Source organism: Elusimicrobiota bacterium (genome assembly GCA_041658405.1).
In the GTDB taxonomy this organism is placed as follows: Bacteria; Elusimicrobiota; UBA5214; order JBBAAG01; family JBBAAG01; genus JBBAAG01.
Genome location: JBBAAG010000016.1, coordinates 21,573 through 44,057 on the forward strand (window position 1 = coordinate 21,573; position 22,485 = coordinate 44,057).

Sequence of the window (22,485 nt, forward strand, 5' to 3'; positions counted from 1 at the left end):
CTTACTTTCTATACTTAATCTGCAGCATACTCGTGAGGAATGCCGAGAATATCGTTTGCAATCCAACGGTGATAAGCGTAACAGCGAGTAACGCAGTTTTTTGTTCAGCAAGCGCGCCAAAATTGTGTTGCATCCATGTGACAAGGATATAAAGAATTAACCCAATCCCTGCAAGTATCATAATTAACGATACTGCCGCTGCACGTTCAATCGAGAACACGCGGAGCAACCATTTTGTCCGCCCGCTTTCCTCAAGCCCGATATTCAGAGCATACGATTTAGCGCATAATCCCAGGCTAAGTATCTGCCACCCAAGTATTGTCATCATACTGGCAAACACCATTACGTGTATACCCCATTCCCTACCGAATAATACCAGCGGGCCAAATAATGAAGTTATCAGCATAACTATTCCCGGAATAAACAATAGCAGTCCGGGTAAAAGAAACAAATAGTTTGGGCTGTACAACAACATAAACCGTGTATGCCTCCACGCATCCCGTAAGCCCATAAGTTTTGACTCACCTCTACGCGGATAGTACGTTATTGGTATCTCCCCGATTTTTAGTTTAAGTTTAAGAGCATGAATAACCATTTCCGACGCGAACTCCATCCCAGTTGTCTGGAGGCCCATTTTTTTATATGCATCTTTAGTAAACGCGCGTAACCCGCAATGCGAGTCAGACACATTACCCCCGAAAAATACACGGAGTATCCCTGAGAGTATAGGATTACCGATATACCTGTGTGTCCACGACATCGCACCGGGCAAGATTTTTCCCTTAAACCTCGACCCCATCACAAGATCGTACCCACCGTCCTTTAAAAGCTTAACAAACTTATCAAGTTCAGAGAAATCGTAGGTATCGTCAGAATCTCCCATAATGATATACTTCCCGTAAGCATCATCGATCCCCCGGCGTAACGCGTTACCATACCCTTTCTCGGATTCATTAATTACCCGTGCACCAAGGTTTTTTGATAACTCAACTGACTTGTCAGTAGAACCGTTATCCACAACGATGACTTCACCAGGAAGGCCTGTCTTAGTAATACCTGCAAAACCTTTTTTTATACTTGCTTCAATCGTTTCTTCCTCGTTTAAACAGGGAAGTACTACGGATACTTGTATTTCTGTCATAGTTTTGCGTTCACCACCTTTTTTATTAAATAATAAAAATTACGCGTTTGTTTAGGTATTATACATAAAAATAAAATGTATATACAAGCAGCAGCTATACGACCTAGTATAAGTTTCGTTACTTAATTATTGCAAGTTTTCCGGTTTGTTTATTTCCATAGAAGTCCGTGATAACAAATATATATACCCCGCTGGCAACCGGTTTGCCATTCTTGTTTTTTACATCCCAGTTTTCTGAAGAACCAGTATTATCCTTAGACCAAACTAATTCACCTTTTAAAGTATGAACTTTAATACTTGCGCTTGAATTAAATCCTGAAAAAGTAATTACTGTGTCTCCATTAGATCCATTAAAAGGATTCGGTGATATTTTCACTTTTGAATTCGAGTTTGTTGATGGTAACAAATATTTTTCTTCTGATGTTGTTAATGAAATTGATGGCTCTGGATTCACATATTTACTAATATAAATATCATCAATTGACCAGTATGCATTTGTTGTATAAACAGATATTGTTCCCGATGTGTATTCAGTATCATAACCATTAAATACCAAGTTGCTATCTACGATACTTGATATATTTGGGCCATTCGCTATTATTTTTAAATCATGCCACTTATCTATCTGCCCAATTGAACTATAAGGAGCTGTAGCGAATAAAACCACTGGGCTCCAAAATGCCCCTCTAGCTTTTGAGAATTCATAACGGGAACCGGAATTACCAGCTATAACAATTCTGTAGGTATAAGCAGAACTAAGCCGTTCCCTAAATTGAATTCCTATAGAATCGTTATAATACCCATCCCAACGATATCTTAACTTAAGACAAAAGTCCTTAACTACCAAATCGGAAATCTTTGCCATTGGTGGTGCAAATCCCAAATTCTTTTGTTGAAACACACCGTTTTGTACAGACCATCCTTCATTTACCATCCAAGTTGGACTAGCGGAAGAACCATTTATGTAATAACTAAAATCGTCATAGAAATCAAATACCGCGGCCCCGCTGCTCTTGGATACTGCGTTTGAGTTTCCGTAATACAAATAAATATCTTTTGTTCCGTTAGGTATATTTGGAAGTTTGACCACAAATCCTGCGGTAGTTGAACTTGTTTTATCTTCCCAGTATCTCAATTCCGTAACATCATCGTTATCGACAAACCTTATATCCCCGAGATCATCACGCATTTTTGCCTGAGAGACTAAGCTTGATGTATTTATAAGCCCTGTAGAACAAAATATCTGGTAATCAGACAATACACCGCTGCTGTTGGTAACTGTAAACTTCTGCCTATACTGCCAATCATTATTCCACCAGCAAAATGATACATCGCATAAAAACAATAATAAAGATAAAGCACTGGTAATAACATAATACTTCTTGATGTTATCTTTCATAGATATTTTCTCCTTCTATAGAATTTATAGAATGCTATTTAATACTACATTATTTGGTTATGTAATACAATCAACGCAGTGATAAACCAATTATTGAGTTACTTAATTCAACCTAACAGCGTGTTTACAGTTCTGATACCAAACGTTTAAGGTTCGCGATCCCGGTCTTAGACCCGAGCTTACACTCTTCCCCGCCTTCAAACTCAATTGAGAGATACCCTTCGTAGGTAGATTCTTTAATCACTTGCAGGACTGCACGGGTGTCAACATCCCCAAACCCAATAATTGCGCCACGAAGGTAATTACCATAAAGCGTATTAATCCATCCTTCACCGGGATATTGTTTACGGATATAAAAATCCTTAAAATGCACGTGCGATGCGAACCTAATATTGTTTTTTGTAGCCACTACAGGATCCTCATCCGCACAGAGAAAGTTGCCGATATCGATGGTCGTACGAAAATTCTCGCGTCCCACTGCGTTGATCAGCATCTGTACACGATCACTTTTCTGCATAAAAAACCCGTGGTTTTCAACACTGGTAGTAATCCCGTACTTTTTTGCATGATCCGCAATCTCACGGCATGCATCCGCTACTTTCGGAAGGTCTTTCATAAACTGTTCGATATTACAGTCCGGCTTTGGCCGTCCCGCAGCGTCATGCCGCATACGTTTAACTCCAAGCCGCGCACCGATCTCAACTTCCTTTTTCATGCGTTCAATCTCTGCGCGGTATTTCTCGTCAGTATCCTGTATAAAAGCTGCACCAATAGTATAACTCGCGATATCAAGCTCACACGACTTTGCTTTCTCACGGATGTCATCCACAAGTTTTGGGTTATCCGCTAACCCGCCATAGGAAAGTTCAACAAACTCACCGCCATTATCTTTAATCCACTGTATCGCTCCAAGGATATCAAACTCTTTTGCTTTGATTGCCCGTGACAAACTATACGTACTCAACCCTACTTTAAACCTGCTCATAATAATTTTAACACCTTTCTATAAAAACTCTAGTACCTTAAATCATTTAAATAATAGTTTAACATATCCACCCAAAGTTTTGAATAACCGTAACTTACTTTTTCCTGGTTTAAGGTCGTACCTCAACACCAGCGGCACTTCCACAAGTTTTGGCTTGAACTCCAACAGTTTCATTAATAACTCAAATGTTGCCGCAAAATTAGTTTCAGTAACCAACTTATCACCGTACTTCATAAATGCTTTTTTAATAATCTCACCGCGTACCACGCGATAACCGCAGGTATAATCCCTTAGCCCGGGATACGGATACCTTAACTGCAGAATAATCTTTGCGCATAAACTCAACACCCTGCGGTAAAATGCTAATCCCACGAGCTTTGCGCCAGGGACATATCTTGACGCTATAATAATATCATACCCGCTCTTAACTTTTTCAATCATACCCGTTATTGAATCAACAGGATGTGTATCATCAGCATCCATAGTACATACAACATCATTATCTTCTAACCCTATATTTACCACATATTTAATACCAGTCAACAAAGCTGTACCAAGCCCGGAATTAACCTTATGTTCAAGTAAAACAATATTTATTGTACTACCCATCCTGGCAGCTACTTTTGAAGTATTATCTGTTGAACCATCATTAACCACTATAACTTTCACATTTGTTTTGGGTAGCAATACACTGAACTTGGGGATTAACTTCTCTAACGCCGCAGCTTCATTATACGCCGGAAGTATTATATATATCATCCTTTTTGTTACCCTACTACTTTCTGTGTGGCATACCTCAATCCAATGATTAACAAAATTGTTACTGTCAGCAATGTAAGTGATAACCCTGCACAAAACATTCCTGGTATATACACAAACTCAATATTCAGGGTTCCGGTATTTACTTTCACAGCACGGAAAGTTTTCATAAACTTCTCAAGTTTACTATTTAAACCATCAACCTTAACCACCCATCCTGGATACCAGTTGTCGGTAAGCACCACAACCCCCGCCCTTTTTTGTGTAAGCTGTAAGTTAACACGTTCCGGTGAATATCTTGTGATACCGACTTTTTCAAATACCAACTTTTTCTTAGTTTCACTTTGCGAAACTAGCTGCCCATCAGTCCCCGCATTTTTTTCGGGTATAAACACCGCACGGGATAATGTTTTATCGTTGAGATACACCTTTGCCGGCGTGGTACAAAGCAACTCTGCGTTTAAATCAGTATCCGCTATAACATACCTTACATTTGCGAAACCCAGTAAATACTTTGCATCCTCAAACCTTTTTTGCTCGTAAATATCCAGCGCGTAAGAGTAGGAGTTAGCAAGTTCCAACGGTTCTCCCATCCCCGCAAAGTTGAACAGATGGAACTTCATACTTATAAGATTGAACAACTTTTCGGTAGATAACTTCCATGCGTACTCAACATTTCCTGTAGTAAACATACGGTTACGATCTGTTGCGGGTGATACAAAAAACCGTTCCCAGGGATGACTGTTATTTTTAATATTCTCATATTGCAACCTCGCTGCCGTATGATTAATATACCCATACCATCTATCACTTGTAACCGGTAAGTGTTTGTATGAAAGTATAAGAAGGTTTATCAATACAACAGCAGGTATCAGCCATAGGTAACCATTGTTACTACCATTACTCTTCCGTTCCAGTTTTTCAAATATAACCGGAAGAGTTGTGATTAATATCAACACTGCGGCAGCAGAAAATATGTACATTAACCCTCCGGGATAACGGAAATATCTAAACAATAACAAGTGTTCATATATAAACTTATAACCCCAAAACTTTTCACCTAACGCCAATACTAAACCCATACCAGCAAGCATCAACAAAAATAATAGTTTGATGATATCCTTATATTTTTTATCCCTAATAAACACGACAAACGCAAATATTATCCCAACTACCAGCAATGAAGTTACGGCTTCACCTATGTATCCTGTAGTTGCCCAATAATATTTCTCCCCGGTAATCTGTTGCTGGCCCTTTATCCCGCTGGAGTTTAACATAGGGACGAAGCAGTTAATAATATCATTACCTTTCGCAGAATTTACGGTAACAGTTTGATAATCCAATTTCATAGTCCCGCGTTGAGAATTGGCAATAAGCTCAACAGCCGGGAAAAGTTGTACAGCAGCCAATCCTGCGAAGATTATTCCTGCGTATAGATACTTTCTAATTTTTCCCAATACTCCCGCACGTAAATTACTTCTACCGTTATCTATAACCTGCAGAAAGTCGTAGAATATCAAAATCCCCGCCTGCATACCCCATATCTGCGGATACCCCGCAAGAAAACTTACCCCCAGAACAACCCCTAACATCAACCAATTATCGATAAACAACAGCATCCAGGGTAACCACGCAAGTGATGCAAATAGGCTTAAAAACTCAATCTTTGATACTAAATACCCGCTGAGCATATACATTATCCCGGCGGTAATACCCACAACCGCACAAACGCCTTTTTTTTGTGAAAACAAGTACCAACCAAGCCCGGCAAGTATAAGATGCAGGAGATAAAATAACTTCAACGCTTTCACAAACGGTAACGAATAAAAAACTAAACTCAACGGATAAAACACCTGTGACTGCATATTCGCCATTAACGGCATCCCGGAATACGCGTATGGGTTCCATAACGGCACACGCCCCTGCTGAAGTTCCTCAACGGTAAAATGTTTCCACGGGTGAAATATATACGTAAGGTCACGAGTATAGTACGTCTTCCCGGTAAATAACGTATCCCGCAGAAATGAAACTGCGGAGAAAAAGAATATCAGCAGTACCAGCGAATATTTAATATTCTTAACCATCGCTTTACCTATCCATTCATTAATTCTATTTGCATCCCTGTTTTACACGCTCATATAACTGAGTATCAATATACGTTATTCTCTTGCTATACTCATCCAGGGATTTAATATCATAAGTACTCTCTATATATTTTTTTATGAACTCAACTTTCCGGAGTTCACGTAACGCCAATTGTTTTTCACCAATCAACGCATAGGATAATGCGAGGTTCATTCTCGCAGTGAGGTACAGGGGTTCAAGTTCTAAAGCTTTATTATAATATTTCAGCGTAAATACACTTGGAATCCCCATCTTCGGGCATATCTCACCATAATCATTATAATACAAAGCTTTCTTTGGTGAGAGTTCAAATAACCTTGTAAACGCTAATGCATACTTATCGTCTATCTGTGAATATACATCCCCGGGATCGTAAAACCGCTGTAATAAAGTTTTTTCTATACTCCACGGTAAAACCTTTGACAGCGATGGTATTACTGACATGACCGCTATAATAGCGATAATAACTATCCCAGTATTAATCCCTGTCCTGATTTTCCAACTAACAACCATATCACTGGTTTCACTCTCCGAAGTAACACTCAAAACTATAATTACTAAAAGAAGTACCAGTAACGCAGGAAGATGAAGATTAAACTCCATCATCCCTTGAGCTAGTAAACACCCGGCAACCGTTTTATACCCGATATTTACAGTGGATAGCCCACCTGAAACAAAGAAGGTGTAGAGCAGGTATAGAAATAACACCAGCATCGGTAACCCGTACTCTACCGCCAATTGCAGAAACTCATTATGCACAAACATAGACTCCCGGGCATAACACACCGGATTAATAGGCGTAATACTCACACCATTACTCAACTGCCTATACTTTATTAGGTACCCATCCACCCCGTGACCTACAACAGGTGATTCCGCGATTGCACGGAACGCAATTTTTATCATCTCAACACGTACTGCCGTATTTTGGTAAACATCGGTATCATAAGTTTTTACAAACTTCTCAACCACAACCGAAGGCGTGAAACCAATCACTGCTAATGAAACCGCGAGTAATACCGCAATCCCATATTTTTTCCAATAATAATATACCAGAACTGCTAAACCTAGTACTAGGCATAATACCGCACTGCGTGAATGTGTGAGCATTAATACCATGAAGAACAATCCCGCAAGCGGGATACGGGCCAAAGCATTGGTTAAACTAAACTTCAACATTAAACTGTTTAGAGCAAGGAGGATGCCGGTAACCAGCAGGATTGCGTAGTGATTGGTATTAGTAAACGTCCCGACGGGCATACCATGTAATCCCCAATACTGATAAAACCCTAACATGGCTTCTATCAAAACAATCACAGTAATAACAAGTTCAAACGCAACACTACCCCCCTGTATCCTCGGTAAACACAGAAATAGGAAGTATGAATACGTGAATACCGTTGCCATAATCACTATCTGCCATATATAGGCTTCAACGTTTTTACAGTTAAAAATCCCTGTTATAACAAACCATACCGCCATACACCCTGCAATCCCAAAAACCTGACTCCCTACCATTTTTACTGACGGGAAATGAGGTAAAAAATACTTTTTTAATCCCCATAACGCAGATACTGACAAAACAAATACGGTAAACTGTAACGGATACCTCCCACCTGAAAGCAGTGTTACTAGTATTAAAGGAATAAACAATATGAAACTGCGGAGGTTAATATTTGTTATCTTCATACTTCCTTCCAACCACAATACTTCTAATCAAACGTTCGAATGGATACCGTGGCTCTATTAACTTAGCGCGTTCCCAATATCCTTCATACAAATACGCCTTAACCAAAGGTGTATCATCAATCGCGCTACCCAGTATTTTTTTATACTCAATATATTCCGCTACTCCGGTATTAAACAATGACCGTGAATGCATTGGGTTTATGTACAACGCCTTGAGAAACTTATTTTTCGCGGGTAATACTTCACCGGAAGCCAACCTCACCTCCCCGCGGGTATTATAAACATCAATTACAAAATTTTGGATATCATAGAATAGCGGGATACAAATAATCCCAATAACAAGCGTGGCAATACAAAACTTCGGGATTCCTGATAAATTAAACTTAAAAACACTTTTGTTGTCATCAGATACTCCAAGTAAATACCAAAATATACACGCTATACCTGGGATAAGGAGGTTATACTCAAAAGTATTGTGTATCAACACAGTAGTTAACGCAATAAATACCGGCACGTTCTTAACCGCGCGTACTAAATGCATTATTAACCCTAACACTAACACAAAAAAAGCTAATATCCCGCATTCCGCGAGGAATTGCAGATAATAACTATGAGCGTATACCGAATTCTCCGCACCCGCGATTTTGTATACCTGGTAATAACGGTCAAAATTATCAATCCCGATACCGGTAAATATTTGTGAGATCCACATTTTCCCTGCAACCACCCACCAGTGTATACGGTTAGTTATATCTACGCTATCAAATCCCTTCACCAGGAGTATGGCAATAACCATCCCTCCTAATACAGCGAATAACAGTGTTTTGGCAGTACCTTTTTTTAACTTAAAATAATAATACCCTCCCGCCGCTAATACTAAACTCAGCATTGCACCGATTGAACCGGTCAATACCAACCCAGTTGATAATACAGCCAGCGCAAGTATCTTCTCAACTTTCCCGGCAGTTGTCTTACTTTCACGCAATGCAAAGATCAAGGGTATCATCATCACAAAAAAACCGGCAAGAATATTGGGATTCATCAAAGTAGCAGTTGCGGGAATAAACTTCCCGTAGCTCATTACAGAGGATACTGTTTGGTAAACAGCGATAAAAGATAATGCCATACCCGTTAATACGAGATTGAGGATAACCACATCTTTCCACTGTTTTCCGCGGTGGCCATAAAGAAACAACAGCAGGTAGCAGATCCAGTTTACCAACCCGGGGAATGAGTTCCATCGCGTATACGAGCATATATACGACAATAATAATGTTATGAGTATTATTAAAGGAAATACAGTGGAGGTTGAAACCTCAATTTCATCGTTTTTAATAATACTTACCACTACTAAAACGGTTGTCAGAAGCATTATAATTAAGTGGAATATAACCTGCGCAAAATGGTCAACTGCACCGAAGACAAGGACATTAAACCCTAACAGTAACGCCAAAAGATACGATGAGTACTGCCCTTGAGATAAGTGGCGGTTGTTATAATACATCTATACACTGACTTAGTATTCTACAATCCTCGGAGTGAGCATTATCAATAATTCAGTACGTTCCTTCGTATTTTGGTTACGTTTAAAAAACGCTCCTAATACAGGAAGGTCGCCAAGCATAGGGATTTTAGCGGCAGCTTCAATATCGCTATCATCAATTAACCCTGCGATAACAACAGTTTCCCCATCTTTTACGATAACCGTGGTATTAGCTTCTCTCGTAGCAACCACCGGCCCTTCTGGCCTGAACTCAGAGACAAGGCTTACTTCCGGCCGTACTTTCATACTGATGCGTTTATCTACGTTGATCGTAGGCGTTACTTCTAGTTTTATACCCACATCAAGAAATTCTGTAGACTGTGTTGACTGATTATTTGCAGTAACTTTAATACTACTGTATGGAACCTTCTTCCCGACAATAATACTTGCCATAGTATTATTAACAGTTGAAATCCTTGGGTTTGATAATATACGGGTTTTACTATCCGCCATTAATACCTGTAACTGAGCATTCAAATTTAAGGTGTTTGACACAACCCCGAACGAAATAGACCCTAGTGCCGGCACAGGAAGCGATACGTTTATCCCACCGGTTTGTGAATCACTTCCAGAAGTATTTGTTTGAGTTGCTGCCCAGTTAATCCCAAGATTTTTGTTCTCAGACAATACTATCTCCACTAGTTTTGCTTCAATCTGAACTTGATAAGGTTTAATATCAAGCTGTACTATAATTTTTTCTGAAGCCTCCAACCCTTCTTCTGTATCTGTAATTATCAAAGAGTTTGTACGAAGATCAGTACTGATACTCCCTTTTCTTCCTTCCGCATTACGGATAGCGTTAAGTTGTACCTCAAGATCACTTGATTTCGCATAGTTAATAGAATATATCCTTGTATAAGTAACCGCGCGGGAACGCTCTTGAGATAACACTTCCGGCGTCATAACTCTGATAATATTCCCGCCGATTGACTTCGCCACTAAACCTTTTAGATCGAGAATTGTACGCATAGCTTCTTCAAACGGCACATTATCAAGTGAAACGCTGACATTACCCTTAACATCATCACCATAAATAATGTTTATACCAGTTTTCTCGGACAATAACCTTAGAATATCACGGATATCAGCATCCACAAAATTCAAGTCTACCGGCTGTTTATTAGACAACAACACATCCGTAATATCTGCTTTAACCTTCTTTTTTGTGGTGTTAACATTTGAATTATTAGATACCGGCTTGGTTTTAACGTCAACTGCAGTGAGGTTTACTACAATACGGTTATTCTTATCCTGCCTGAACGCTTCATACTTAACAGCCTGTTTCAAATCAATAACTACGCGAGTTACCGCTGGCGGATCCGTGCGGTACTGTGACGACCTTACTCCTTTGATAAACCCTGAATTAACGGTAAGCTCTTTTTGTTCCCATTTATTAACGGTATTACTAAGATCAATCACCAATTGCGGCGGGTTGTAAATATGAAAAATTGAACATTTAGTTGTTTTTGAAAGATTCAATATCAACTGCGGTTTTGCAGCATCGGTATTATCAACAGAAGCAGAAATCAAATCAACCACAGGTTCACTAACGGCTGCCGTATCCGTATTTTCTGACAGTACTATTCCCGAAAAACCTAACCCCAAAATTGTTGCAATTAATAAAATAAAATAGACCGGCCGTTGAACTTTTATCATCTTCTCTCCTTTTTAATACCAATAAATATAGGTTTTAAAGACGGTTCCGGTATTAACCTCACACCGTCTTTCGTTATATTCCCCGCAATTTTTTCTACAATATTACCTTTAGGATCGATTAATTTACCGTTTTTCAGAATAAAACTCAACCCCATACGATCAGTTAGAATTGCGTACTGCCCTGATTTATCGGATAATATACCTCTTATCTGCAGAGAAGCAACATCTGGTTGTACCGCCATAGTTGACGCTCTCATCATATAAACATAACTATCCCCGGTTAACTGAATAAACGGATCCCTATAACGGTCACCGTCATAAGACCATACCACTATTGGACGAACAGTACTGGTATCGAATTTAACCTCAGCTTGAGCATTATCAGTCTGACCCTGTGACAGATTCTTATTAACCTTTTTCTTCCCACAAGCAGAAACGTTAAGAATAGCAAGGATAGCTATCATAGCGTAAATGAACCAAATTTTTTTATACATCATTTCTTAGCCTCAGTAGGTTTCTCTAACCAGACATATGTTGTTAACAAAAAATTCATAACCAACGTATTATTCTTATTTTCACCCCCGGTAGTTGTTGTGAATATAAGGTTTGAGGTATTCATTATACGTTCCATTTGCCCTATTTCAGAAAGAAACCTTGCGAGATTATGAAAATTAGTTGCCCCGCTTATCTTAAACGTCATTTCCTGTACATACTCTTTTTTTGCCGGCGGTAAAGGCTGCCAGACATTAATATCCACACCATAGCGTACCGCACTATCCGTAAAACTCTTCAACAATTTCGGCATCTCAGAAGATAACGGCATTTTTTTCATTGATTCCCCAATAAAAAAATCAAGTTTCTCAACTTCGAGCCTCAACCTATGCAAATCCCGGGAAGCATCCTTATAAGATGTAAGCTTTGCTTTCTCCGTCTGAAGCGTGTTCTCAACTTCCTTAATTTTATTAACTGTTGGCGAGTATAAATACGAAAAACCCAGGTATAAACCCGCAATTATGACTATCGGCACAACAATCTGCTGATTTTGCGGTGATAATTTCAATTCAAACGCCATATACCATACCTATTTATTTAACCACCTTAATAGTCCCTGTTGACTCTTCGATATCCAACGTATCTTTTTTTGTCCTAAAATTATAACTTATAGCAAAAGTCAATATTTTCAGTTTGCCTCCGGCCGCTGTCCCTGACTGATTTATATTGCCAAGATTAATATCCATAAATCCCAAGTCAACATCCGCATTTTTAATTTTCTCCCTTTTTTGTGAACCCTCTAACGCAGAAACAAAATTAGCAATTGTATAAGTGTCGAATGCTGATGCTGACATCTTAACCTCGAGCTTATCCCCCACAGTTTTTGTGGTAATATCAGAGATCCACATATTCCCGGGAGTTAACTCCACCAAAGACTGCATAAATTTTGGGTATAACAACCTGTTCTCCATCAAACTATTAATAACATCAAATTTTTTTTGTAATGACGCTTTTTTTTCTTTCAACCCTTCAACTTCATTCACAACGCTTTGCAAATCCTTTATCTGCCTCGTGATACTGACGAGTTCAGCATTCTTCCGGGTTAAATAAATAACTTTATTGAGATACATAAACAACCCGATTAACGCAACTAAAATACCTAGATATGGTACTAACGACAAAAGCTCAAGAGTTTCTTTTGGCCGCTGGGCTACGGGGACAAGGTTGATTCTTATCATCTACTATCCCCTTCTTTTCTAACCCCAAGCCCAAATGCAACGGCGTACTTATAATCCACATCATTCTGTAATGCGACCATACTCTGCGCATTCTCTATCGCGATTGACGGCTTAAACGCTTCTGCGTTTAAATTCAACTCCTGCCCAACGTACTGCGTTAAATTGGGTAACGCAACACTCCCGCCGGTTAGTATCACTTTGGTAATAGCAGTCTCCGGTGATTGAGCAAGAAAATAGTCGATTGACCTTTGAATTTCAGATGTCAACTCCTTCGCTACTGTAGACAGTATTGCAGAAACCTGTGTTTTATCCTTATCCGCTTTTGCCTCTTCCTTTTCTTCAGGCGTAACCTGTATACCATACTGCCGTTTCATTTGTTCTGCAGTAGCAAAATCCACACCTAGGTTGCGTTGGACTGCTTTAGTAAAATTATTACCCGCAACAAAAATATCACGCACAACTTTTGACACGCCATTTTCTATGACAACCAAATTTGTTACCGTCGCACCTACATTTACGGCTACTACGGTTTCGGTCATTGGCAACACTTCCGCAGCTTCCAGCGCATTACCCAACGCAAACGCGTCAATATCAATTATTGTCGGATTCAAGTTTGCTTGCTGTAGTATTTCAATCCGTTCCTGGATAAGATCTTTCTTTACTGCAACCAGGATGGTTTCCATTTTCTTCTGCCCGTCTTCTTCAATATCCTTAACTATATGGAATCCCAGATGCACATCCGCTATCGCAAACGGTATATACGGTTCAGCTTCATACTCTATTGTTTTTGCCAACTGTTCCGGTGCTAGTTTTGGAAACTTTACATAACGTACAATAACAGAACTACCCGAAATTGACGCACAGACTTTTTTTGTCGTAATACGTTCCCTCAAAATTATTTCTTTGAGTTTATCTATGATCAAACTTTTACGTTCAGGCGGTGATAATTCGCTGATAGATTCAAGTGATAATACTTCTTCGGTCCATGTTGCAGCAACCCATTTTTTACCGCTTATCTTTAATTGCGTAATTTTTATTGATTGACTCCCGATATCAATCCCAAGGGTGTCTTTACTAACCAAAAATTTAGGTATTGGTACTGCTAAAACCATTATTTATCCCGTCTTAAAATTTTACCGTAACACTCACTCTATGTATTGGCCCGAACTCACTGCCATAAGTTACCAATGCATAATCAACATTGGTTTCCGCTTCCTTATTTTTTAAGGACGACTGCGAGTACCGCTGCCGTTTCTCAGCCGGTAGTTTCATTAATGTCTTAAACCCCAACCCCGCGGTTAACCCTTTAAGTTCACCCGCATCCTTAGCCGTCCCGCCGTATCCTGCCCTGATATAAAACTTTTCTGCAAAAAGATACTCACCGCCAAGATGAAACGCCATATCTCCGCTTCCCGGAAGTTCAATGTCAAATCCCATAACCAACGCGTTCTTTAGCATCCTATAGCCAACCCCTATCCGGGTACTCATGGGTAGATCATTAGTTATCCCGGCAACTTTTATCCCCGTACCGATATTAAGAATTGACAATCCCACTCCCAAACTTTCAAAAGGATTAAACAATACACCGAAATCCGCTGCAATACCGTCCCCGGAATACGCCCCCAGTTTTTGTGTTATATACTTAATATTAGTACCCCAGGAGAGTATTGGCAATAACCTATGGCTGATACATACAGCAGTAGCGCTGTTATTAACAAGATTTTTACTTGTTTGCAGAACACCTGAATCATCACGAGCTTCAATATCCTCTGTCCCTAAATACGTTATACTCACACCCGCTGCAGCATTCATTTTTGGGTACGGGAACCCTACTCCGACATAACCCGACATGATATTAACAATCCACTGAGTATATGTTGCCGTAAACTCTGTATTCTGAATTGAACACAACCCCGACGGATTATAATACAACGCATTAATATCATCAGTAATCCCGGCAAACGCACCACCCATCCCCGCTACCCTGGCTGAAGGCTCAATCTTCAAGAAAGTCGCTGCCGTCGTGGAAGTACCCGCAGATAGTGCGGTAACGTACAACAGTAACAACACTGCCGTAAGAAACAACTTTGTGCAGTTAGCTTTCATAATATCTATATACCTTTCAACAAATAATTTATTGCACAACAATAACTTTTTTAAACCCGCTGGAATACTCATTCCCAGTATTTTCACGCACTCTCACCTGATAAATATATAACCCAGGAGCAACTTTATTCCCTTGCTCATCAGTCAATAACCAAGGATAGTTATTAGTCCCCGCAGCTACATCCGCTTCATCATCAAAAACAATTTTTCCCATAATATCATAAATCTTGATCACCACATGCGCATTATTCACAACCATATATCCTAATGATGCACGCCCGTTTGATGCAGGGTTAGGGTACGCATACGTGTTTTCTTTCAGAATATTAGACGCTTCATTCAACGAGATGCTTACATTGAATATAGACGTGTAAATAGTTCCAATATTGTTCGCATTATCATAAGGAGTAATCACCATTGTATAAGTACCATTAATCACCTGGCGGTTAAAATTCAACTTCAAAGTATTCGAACCGGTAACCGTCTTAGTCCCACCGATAATTTCCGCACCATCCGGCCTGAATATCCGTATGGTAGACGATGCGAAGTTAACCCCAGACCCGCCGGTATCCGTGAAGTTAACATAAACTTCAGATAATGCTGCAGATAATGTCCCGCCGTTTTGCGGAGTTGTATTATATACCACAGGCGGAACAATATCACCTGTTTGATCAGTTAATGACCGGAAAACTATAGTGTAAGACGACCGAAGAATAATATCGTCACTTGTATCAGTTACAGTGAACACTTTTGATCCAAGGCTGTTGATATACACAAACCCTGTTGCCAGCCCAGAATTATCCGTTAATCCAGGCTGCACATAACTATCACTTGTCTGCAAACCAGCAACACCTATAACAACAGTCTTGCTGGAAGCAGGATTGCTATATGCATCCCGCAGTATAACATTAACAGTAACAGTTGTACCGACCAGCAGATTGGTTGTTGAAGGATAAATAGTAAATGTTGACACTTCACCGCTAACAACCGCAGGTGTAATATTAACAGCTGCGCTTGAAATAATAGCCAACCCGTCTGAAACATCAGTTGCGGTGACATACTTCATTTGCGCACTTGACGACCAGAACGACGCAGACACCTGTCCATCATTATTAGTCGGGAATGCCGGTTGACTTATTATATTATTAATACCGGTTACAGAAATACTAACAGTTTTTCCGCTAACCGCCCGCAGGTCAACATCACGCAGAGTTACACGAACAGTAACAGTAGAACCTGCTGCATAGGTTCCGCTACCCATAACCGTCACCGACGAAGTTATTGTACTAACTCCTCCTTTATTCACTGACCACATCTGTGTAGCACCCTGCACCCCGGTAGTTGGTGATTCAAATACTGAAATAACAGGATTCGCGGGAACTCTATCAAGATACCTGAATCTAACTTCACCCATTATCATGGTTATAGTAGATATTTTAGTATCAGACGAATCAACTACATAAAACGCGTAATCCGTAGAATTTGATAATAACCCAATAACAAAATTAGCATCAACATCCTTTATTCCACCAAGACTCTGTCCTTCGACTACAACTTCTTTTGACACAGTCCCTGAAGATACAGTCTGCGCTGGAGAGGTAATCACCAACCTCATTGCACGTATATTATCGATGCTAAACGACTGGCTTATCAGAGGTATACCTGTCCCATCTTCATCAGTAGCAGTTATTCTTACTACTACCGAAGTTTCTGATTCAGGAAGATCAGTATTTGAATCCCACGTAAATGTATGTGTTGTCCCCGGTGACAACAAACACTCAAGATCCTTCACATCTTCAGAACCCAGCCATTTAGTACAGGGTTGCCATGAAGTCCCGTTTTTTGAATATTCTACAGTCACACTTGCAAGATTATGAGGATACGGTTTTAGGTCATCATCAATAAGATGATATGTAATAAGCACCTGTCCCCATTGCTCACCCACTGGCGTATCAACAGTAACTCTTGGAGGGGTACCTTTTACAGCGAACGTACTTTCATAAACCCCAACTCCGGTAGCTTCATAATTATACTCACCGCTGGTACTGACGGTAACACTGAACGCATTATTTGCGAAATATCTGTAACGAATAAACCCATCCCCCGCGTAGTCAACATTCGGGCGGATATAGTAGTAGATTTCACCGTTGGTATAATCCAGATCATTCCCCATCCCAGGTTTAGGTATCATTGAATACTGTTCAGTTGTTTCGTATACCATATTATCATTCAAATCAATCCATACTTGAATAGTTGTAGGAGGATTACCCTTAGCCGCTAAACCTTTATCAAAATACCTAATCTGGAACTCACGGTTGGTGAGCCGTTCTGCGAGATTAGGTTCCACCCCGTCTTCTATGAATCCCGGCTGGGTTGTCCACAGAAGTGTTGGATCCCAAGAAACTTTACTTGTTAAATCTATATTATCAGGCAACATTGGGCGTGTATAATCCCGGAAAGTTATATCAGATCCGCCGGTAGCCACAAGGTTCCATGCGCCTGCAATATTTGTAGTATCAATAACAATACTATCAAAAGTATGTTTCACTGCCTGTGCCGTAACATACGCCGTAAACGTACTTGGCTGAATATTTGTAATTCTCAACCCAGTACTGTTAACACTTGGCGCTGAACTTATCACCAACCCATTAAAATCCAGATATTGGTAATCTATATAAGCCAACTGATTAATCCCACCACCCAATTTCATTCCATAATAAAAATTAGTATCCGCAAGATCTTCTGCCAGTTTCCGTGTAATCCTGGTAGGAGCTGTAGAAACGCCTATCATTTCAACTATTGCACCTGCTTTATTCTCAAAACTTGCACCAACATAACTTGGATCAGAGAAATCACAGAAATCAATTTCTTTTTGTATAAACGCATCACCTGACGGTGCAATTGTTGCGAATACATACTGTTCCCCGCGCTGTACAGGCGGCCTATGCGTTAATCGTATTCCAACCTCGCCGTTATCACTCTTATAATCTGTATCATGCGTAAGATATCCTAACTGCACTCCTGACGCCGTACCTTTTACCAACCACTGATTTGAAGTTGGGCCGTAACCATAACTCAAAATCCATAACTCACTTTTTGTTGTAGAACTGACAGATATTGAAGTAATATCGTTAGTCCCTGATGTTGTCCCTCCGTCAATACCTCCATCGTCGTATCTTAACATTGGCGTATCGTAGTTAAGGATAGCAGTATTCCAACCATGCGCACGGTTAGTAGAGTAAGTATCAGTCGCGTAATTCCATCTTAGCACAGGCGTATGCCATAAATGATTAGCCTGAGGCATAGAGAATTGACCCCATATACGTGTGAGGCCCGGAATATTATCATGTTTCTGGCTTATCACCCACGAATTTTCTTTTGTAAACTCCTGTTTTTCAATAGTATTTGCGAACTCGGTTACACTGTTGAGCAAACACCCTTTTAACCATAACTGCGAAACATATCCCTGGTTAGCTTCGCCTTCCATATAAACATCACCGAAATTATTGTTGCGATACACTTCTCCTACGCAAAGGTTATCTACCGAAGAATGCGATGTTAACCCAGTTCTCGCATTATTACTGCTGGTATTAATCAAGAAAATATTTTTATCCGCGCCGTACCTCACACGTATACCCGAATTCGCGTTATCATGGCAACTATTATTACTCACATAATTATTGATTGAAGTTTCGAGTGACAACCCGCAGACCGGATTATATGCGCATTCGTTGGACATCAAAATGTTTTTATTAGAATTCTTAATTGAAATCCCTTCTTCAGCAAACTGGTGATGCACATAATTCTTTTCAATCATATTCTTAGCAGATGACTCAAGATGAATACCTCTTACGTTATTATGATGTACATTATTTGACAGTATCATATTTTCACTTGACTGGGTTAGGTATATACCATACCCATCAGGAATCCCTGTGTTATTGTATATATCACATCCCTTAACCTCGCTCTTGGTTGTATTATCCAGCCATACCCCTGCGAATTTATTACTATGAATCACACACGACGTAATACCCTGGTCATACCAGGTATTATTCAAGCGTTCACATTCCAAAAGATATATCCCGGTATCCGCACTGGACGACACTTCGCAGTTATAAAAGTACACAGCTTTTGGGGGTACATTAACAGATCCTTTATTCTGATAACACATAAACCCATATTTTTTAGGCGTACGTGATTGCCCAAAACCGGTAATCTGAACATTCTGCATGTCCACCCAACCAACACTGTTTACATACGCAACATTATAATTACCCGTAAGTTTCGTACTGCGGAAAGCATTCTCCGGGTCAGGTTTCACAGCACCGCCTGGATTTACCCCGCGCATAGTGAACAACCCTGCGTTCGTTACTGAATTGTTTACGTGCAACGTCAACGTACTTGTATTCACTTCATTAATTAATTCAAACTTTGCCGCAGTTTCCTTAATTGCCGTACTATAATCCAAATGTATCTTAATATCATCTACATTCAGGTCAATCTTGCTGTTACTTGACGCAATACGAACATTGAAGTTTGAATAATACCCGAGAGCAATGTATCCGTGATCACCGGTACCGGTTGCCGTAAACGTAATATACGAATTTGGCGCATTGGTAATCAAACTTGCTTCGTCATAACGGTCAAGCGTAAAATCCCGGCATGAGATGTTTATCACCGAATTCGCGCTTGAAGTAATAACGTTCATATTCGCATTGTTATCCCAATAATACCCAAGATTAAGATCTTCCGCAATAACTGTGATCGTAGATTGCTGTGCCATAGTTTCAAACCGTATCTCCGCACGATTATTTGTGTGATACCACCCATCCCACCAACTCCATGCCCAAATATCAGCGCAAGAAAGTTTAAAATTATCCCCAGGCTGAGTAGTTTTTATCTCAAGCTGACCTGCCTCGGGAAGCACTAATGAATTAATAACGTTCAAAGTGCAATTACCACCAACAAACTGCACCTTTGCATTGTCATACATATACAATGATAACGCATTACATACCGCCTCAGAATCAATTAATAACGTGAATCCTTGCTCAACATTCACTCTGTTACGGTCAGTCGGAACCACTCCGCCATACCAAGTATCTGTAGAATTCCATTTACCAATCATCTTTTTGTTTGTTGTATAAATTGAACCATATGTAAAACTAACAGTAAACGTTACTGATGATATTGACAGGTTATTAAAACTATCATAAGCATTAACGACAATGGTATACTTCCCATCAGACCCCTCATCTACGAAAGATAACTCTATAGTATCCGTACTGACAATAGTCTTAACACCAGAGACTTCAGTATCATTCGGCCTCAACAACCTTATTGTTGATGATGCGATGTTCAGACTGTAGTTATCCCATAATGTAGCGGATACGCTGCGAAAAATAGTATTCAACGTTTTATTAGCTTCCGGGGATGTCCGCAGAACAACCGGCGGGGTTGGATCAATACTTGTAAACGCTGCAGTTAATGAAGTATTCAGCGTTATCCCGTCCGTTGTATCAGTTACTGTAACAGTTTTGTTATGTATAACAGCACTGGTAACAGTTCCTGTTGACTGCCCCGCGGTATTAGTGAGCATCGGCGGTTGTGTAACAACATCCCCTGCATATACAGGGTTAACACTGATCGCAATACTCTTACCGGAAACCAAATTATTATACCTGTCTTTCAATGTTGTAACAACAGAAATTGTAGAACCTGCAACCACGTTGCCTGGAGTTAGTACGAACGTAGATTTTGCGGCATCTGCAACATCTGCAGTCAAAACAACTGTTGCACTGGAAACAAGCGCAATACTATCCGTAACATCAGTTATAGTAACAGTTTTTGTTTCAGCAACAACCGACCAGAACCTTGCGATTGCCAATCCGTTATTATTAGTCGTGAAAGTAGGTTGAGTGATATAGTTACTTGAACCACTGACCGCTACCTCAACCGCTTTACCTGATATAGGATTCCCGAATATATCCTTTAGTGTCACAGTTACAGTAACAGTTGTACCGACAATCGCGGAAGTTTGGTCTGCAATAACAGTAGATGTTGTGGCATTAACCCCGCCTGTATTGATAGTCCAATTTTGTGTTGCATCAGAAATGCCTATACTAGGATTTTCTGAGATTGTAAGCAACGGACTCCCTATATTTCTATCATTATACCTGAACCTAGCTTCACCTAATGACATTGTCACTGTTGTTATAACCACATTTGCCTGATAATCAACAAAGTTATAATTTGTAGAATTACTCAGCAGGTTCAGCACTAGCGCTGCATCAATATCCTTAATTCCCGCACTATTTTGTGCTTCAACTGTAGCAACCTGTGAAGTCGTACCGAACGCCAAGTCCTGTATAGAAGACGTAATCACAAGTTTTGATACAATAATATTATCAATATTAAACGCCTGGCTTACCACCGCAGTTCCTGTACCATCACTATCTGCGGGAGTTATTCTCACGAGTACAGAATTATCGGTATTACTCAAATCAACGGAGGTATCCCATGTAAACGTATGCGTTGTGCCTGGCGATAAACTTGCTTCCAGATTTTCAATCTTCTCTGATCCACCCCACTTCGTTGCTGTATTCCAACTATTACCATCGAGCGAATACTCTAGATTAACAGAACAATAATTATATGGCACAGTTTTGTTATCATCATCTATTAGATGATAAGTAATTGTTACCTGCCCGGTTTGTTCACCCGAAGGAGCGTCGATAGTAACTCTTGGCGGTGTACCTTTGACAGATACTGTACTGCCGAACACTGCAGTCCCGCTGGCTTCATAAAAACCTAACACTGTATTAGTAGTACTATTGATAGAATAAGTATAAGTAGAAACACTTAAACTATTGGGATTATTAGCATAAAATCTATACCTGATAAACCCATCCCCTGCGTAGTTCATACGAGGATATATATAGTAATAAACTTCACCGTTGGAATAATCTCCGTCGTTATCCACACTAGGTTTCAGTTGCATCATAAACTGTTCAGTAGTTTCATATACCATATTATCGTTAATATCAATCCAAACCTGTATTGTTGTCGGCGCAACACCTTGTGATGCCAGGCCGCGGTCAAAATATTTAACCTGGAATTCACGGTCAGTCAACCGTTCTGCAAAGTTAGGTTCCACCCCATCTGATACGAACCCTGTCAACCCGGTCCACTCAAGTGTTGGATCCCAGTACAAACTTGAACCTGATACGCTATCCGGCAAGAACGGCCTGACATAATCCCGGAAGTAAACCGTAGAATTAGCAGCAGTGACACCATACTTTGCAGTGACTGTATTTGTATCTATCAACAACCTGTCAAATGTATGAGCTA

At 40.0% G+C, this 22,485-nt stretch carries 14 protein-coding genes; all 14 read right to left on the reverse strand.

Annotated elements, in window-relative coordinates; translation table 11 throughout:
- Position 1 precedes the first annotated feature (1 nt).
- The gene (locus WC955_04675; GenBank protein ID MFA5858340.1) at positions 2–1,141 is read right to left on the reverse strand and encodes a glycosyltransferase family 2 protein; all 1,140 of its coding nucleotides are present in this window, start codon (positions 1,139–1,141) and stop codon (positions 2–4) included.
- A gap of 118 nt (positions 1,142–1,259) precedes the next feature.
- Positions 1,260–2,540, reverse strand: a complete 1,281-nt coding sequence (locus WC955_04680; GenBank protein ID MFA5858341.1) for a DUF2341 domain-containing protein — start codon at positions 2,538–2,540, stop codon at positions 1,260–1,262.
- A gap of 124 nt (positions 2,541–2,664) precedes the next feature.
- On the reverse strand, positions 2,665–3,525 hold the full coding sequence (locus tag WC955_04685) for a sugar phosphate isomerase/epimerase family protein (GenBank protein MFA5858342.1): 861 nt from the start codon (positions 3,523–3,525) through the stop codon (positions 2,665–2,667).
- A gap of 42 nt (positions 3,526–3,567) precedes the next feature.
- Complete coding sequence (locus WC955_04690) at positions 3,568–4,284, reverse strand: glycosyltransferase (protein ID MFA5858343.1); 717 nt, start codon at positions 4,282–4,284, stop codon at positions 3,568–3,570.
- An 8-nt stretch (positions 4,285–4,292) separates the two neighbouring features.
- Complete coding sequence (locus WC955_04695; protein MFA5858344.1) at positions 4,293–6,368, reverse strand: YfhO family protein; 2,076 nt, start codon at positions 6,366–6,368, stop codon at positions 4,293–4,295.
- A gap of 25 nt (positions 6,369–6,393) precedes the next feature.
- Complete coding sequence (locus WC955_04700) at positions 6,394–8,097, reverse strand: O-antigen ligase family protein (protein MFA5858345.1); 1,704 nt, start codon at positions 8,095–8,097, stop codon at positions 6,394–6,396.
- A complete protein-coding gene (locus tag WC955_04705; GenBank protein ID MFA5858346.1) occupies positions 8,078–9,601 on the reverse strand; it encodes an O-antigen ligase family protein in 1,524 nt (507 codons plus the stop codon). Before WC955_04705 ends, WC955_04700 begins: the two co-directional genes overlap by 20 nt.
- A gap of 12 nt (positions 9,602–9,613) precedes the next feature.
- On the reverse strand, positions 9,614–11,296 hold the full coding sequence (locus tag WC955_04710) for an AMIN domain-containing protein (protein MFA5858347.1): 1,683 nt from the start codon (positions 11,294–11,296) through the stop codon (positions 9,614–9,616).
- Positions 11,293–11,793: a hypothetical protein gene (locus WC955_04715; GenBank protein ID MFA5858348.1), complete on the reverse strand. Its 501-nt coding sequence runs from the start codon at positions 11,791–11,793 to the stop codon at positions 11,293–11,295. The genes WC955_04710 and WC955_04715 overlap by 4 nt, the downstream gene beginning before the upstream one ends.
- Positions 11,790–12,368, reverse strand: coding sequence for a type 4a pilus biogenesis protein PilO (gene pilO / locus WC955_04720; GenBank protein ID MFA5858349.1), 579 nt, complete (start codon positions 12,366–12,368; stop codon positions 11,790–11,792). The genes WC955_04715 and pilO overlap by 4 nt, the downstream gene beginning before the upstream one ends.
- A 13-nt stretch (positions 12,369–12,381) precedes the next feature.
- Positions 12,382–13,026, reverse strand: a complete 645-nt coding sequence (locus tag WC955_04725) for a hypothetical protein (GenBank protein MFA5858350.1) — start codon at positions 13,024–13,026, stop codon at positions 12,382–12,384.
- Complete coding sequence (pilM, locus tag WC955_04730) at positions 13,023–14,138, reverse strand: type IV pilus assembly protein PilM (GenBank protein MFA5858351.1); 1,116 nt, start codon at positions 14,136–14,138, stop codon at positions 13,023–13,025. The genes WC955_04725 and pilM overlap by 4 nt, the downstream gene beginning before the upstream one ends.
- A 13-nt stretch (positions 14,139–14,151) precedes the next feature.
- Complete coding sequence (locus tag WC955_04735) at positions 14,152–15,132, reverse strand: PorV/PorQ family protein (protein MFA5858352.1); 981 nt, start codon at positions 15,130–15,132, stop codon at positions 14,152–14,154.
- A 28-nt stretch (positions 15,133–15,160) separates the two neighbouring features.
- Complete coding sequence (locus tag WC955_04740; GenBank protein ID MFA5858353.1) at positions 15,161–22,462, reverse strand: Ig-like domain-containing protein; 7,302 nt, start codon at positions 22,460–22,462, stop codon at positions 15,161–15,163.
- Positions 22,463–22,485 lie beyond the last annotated feature (23 nt).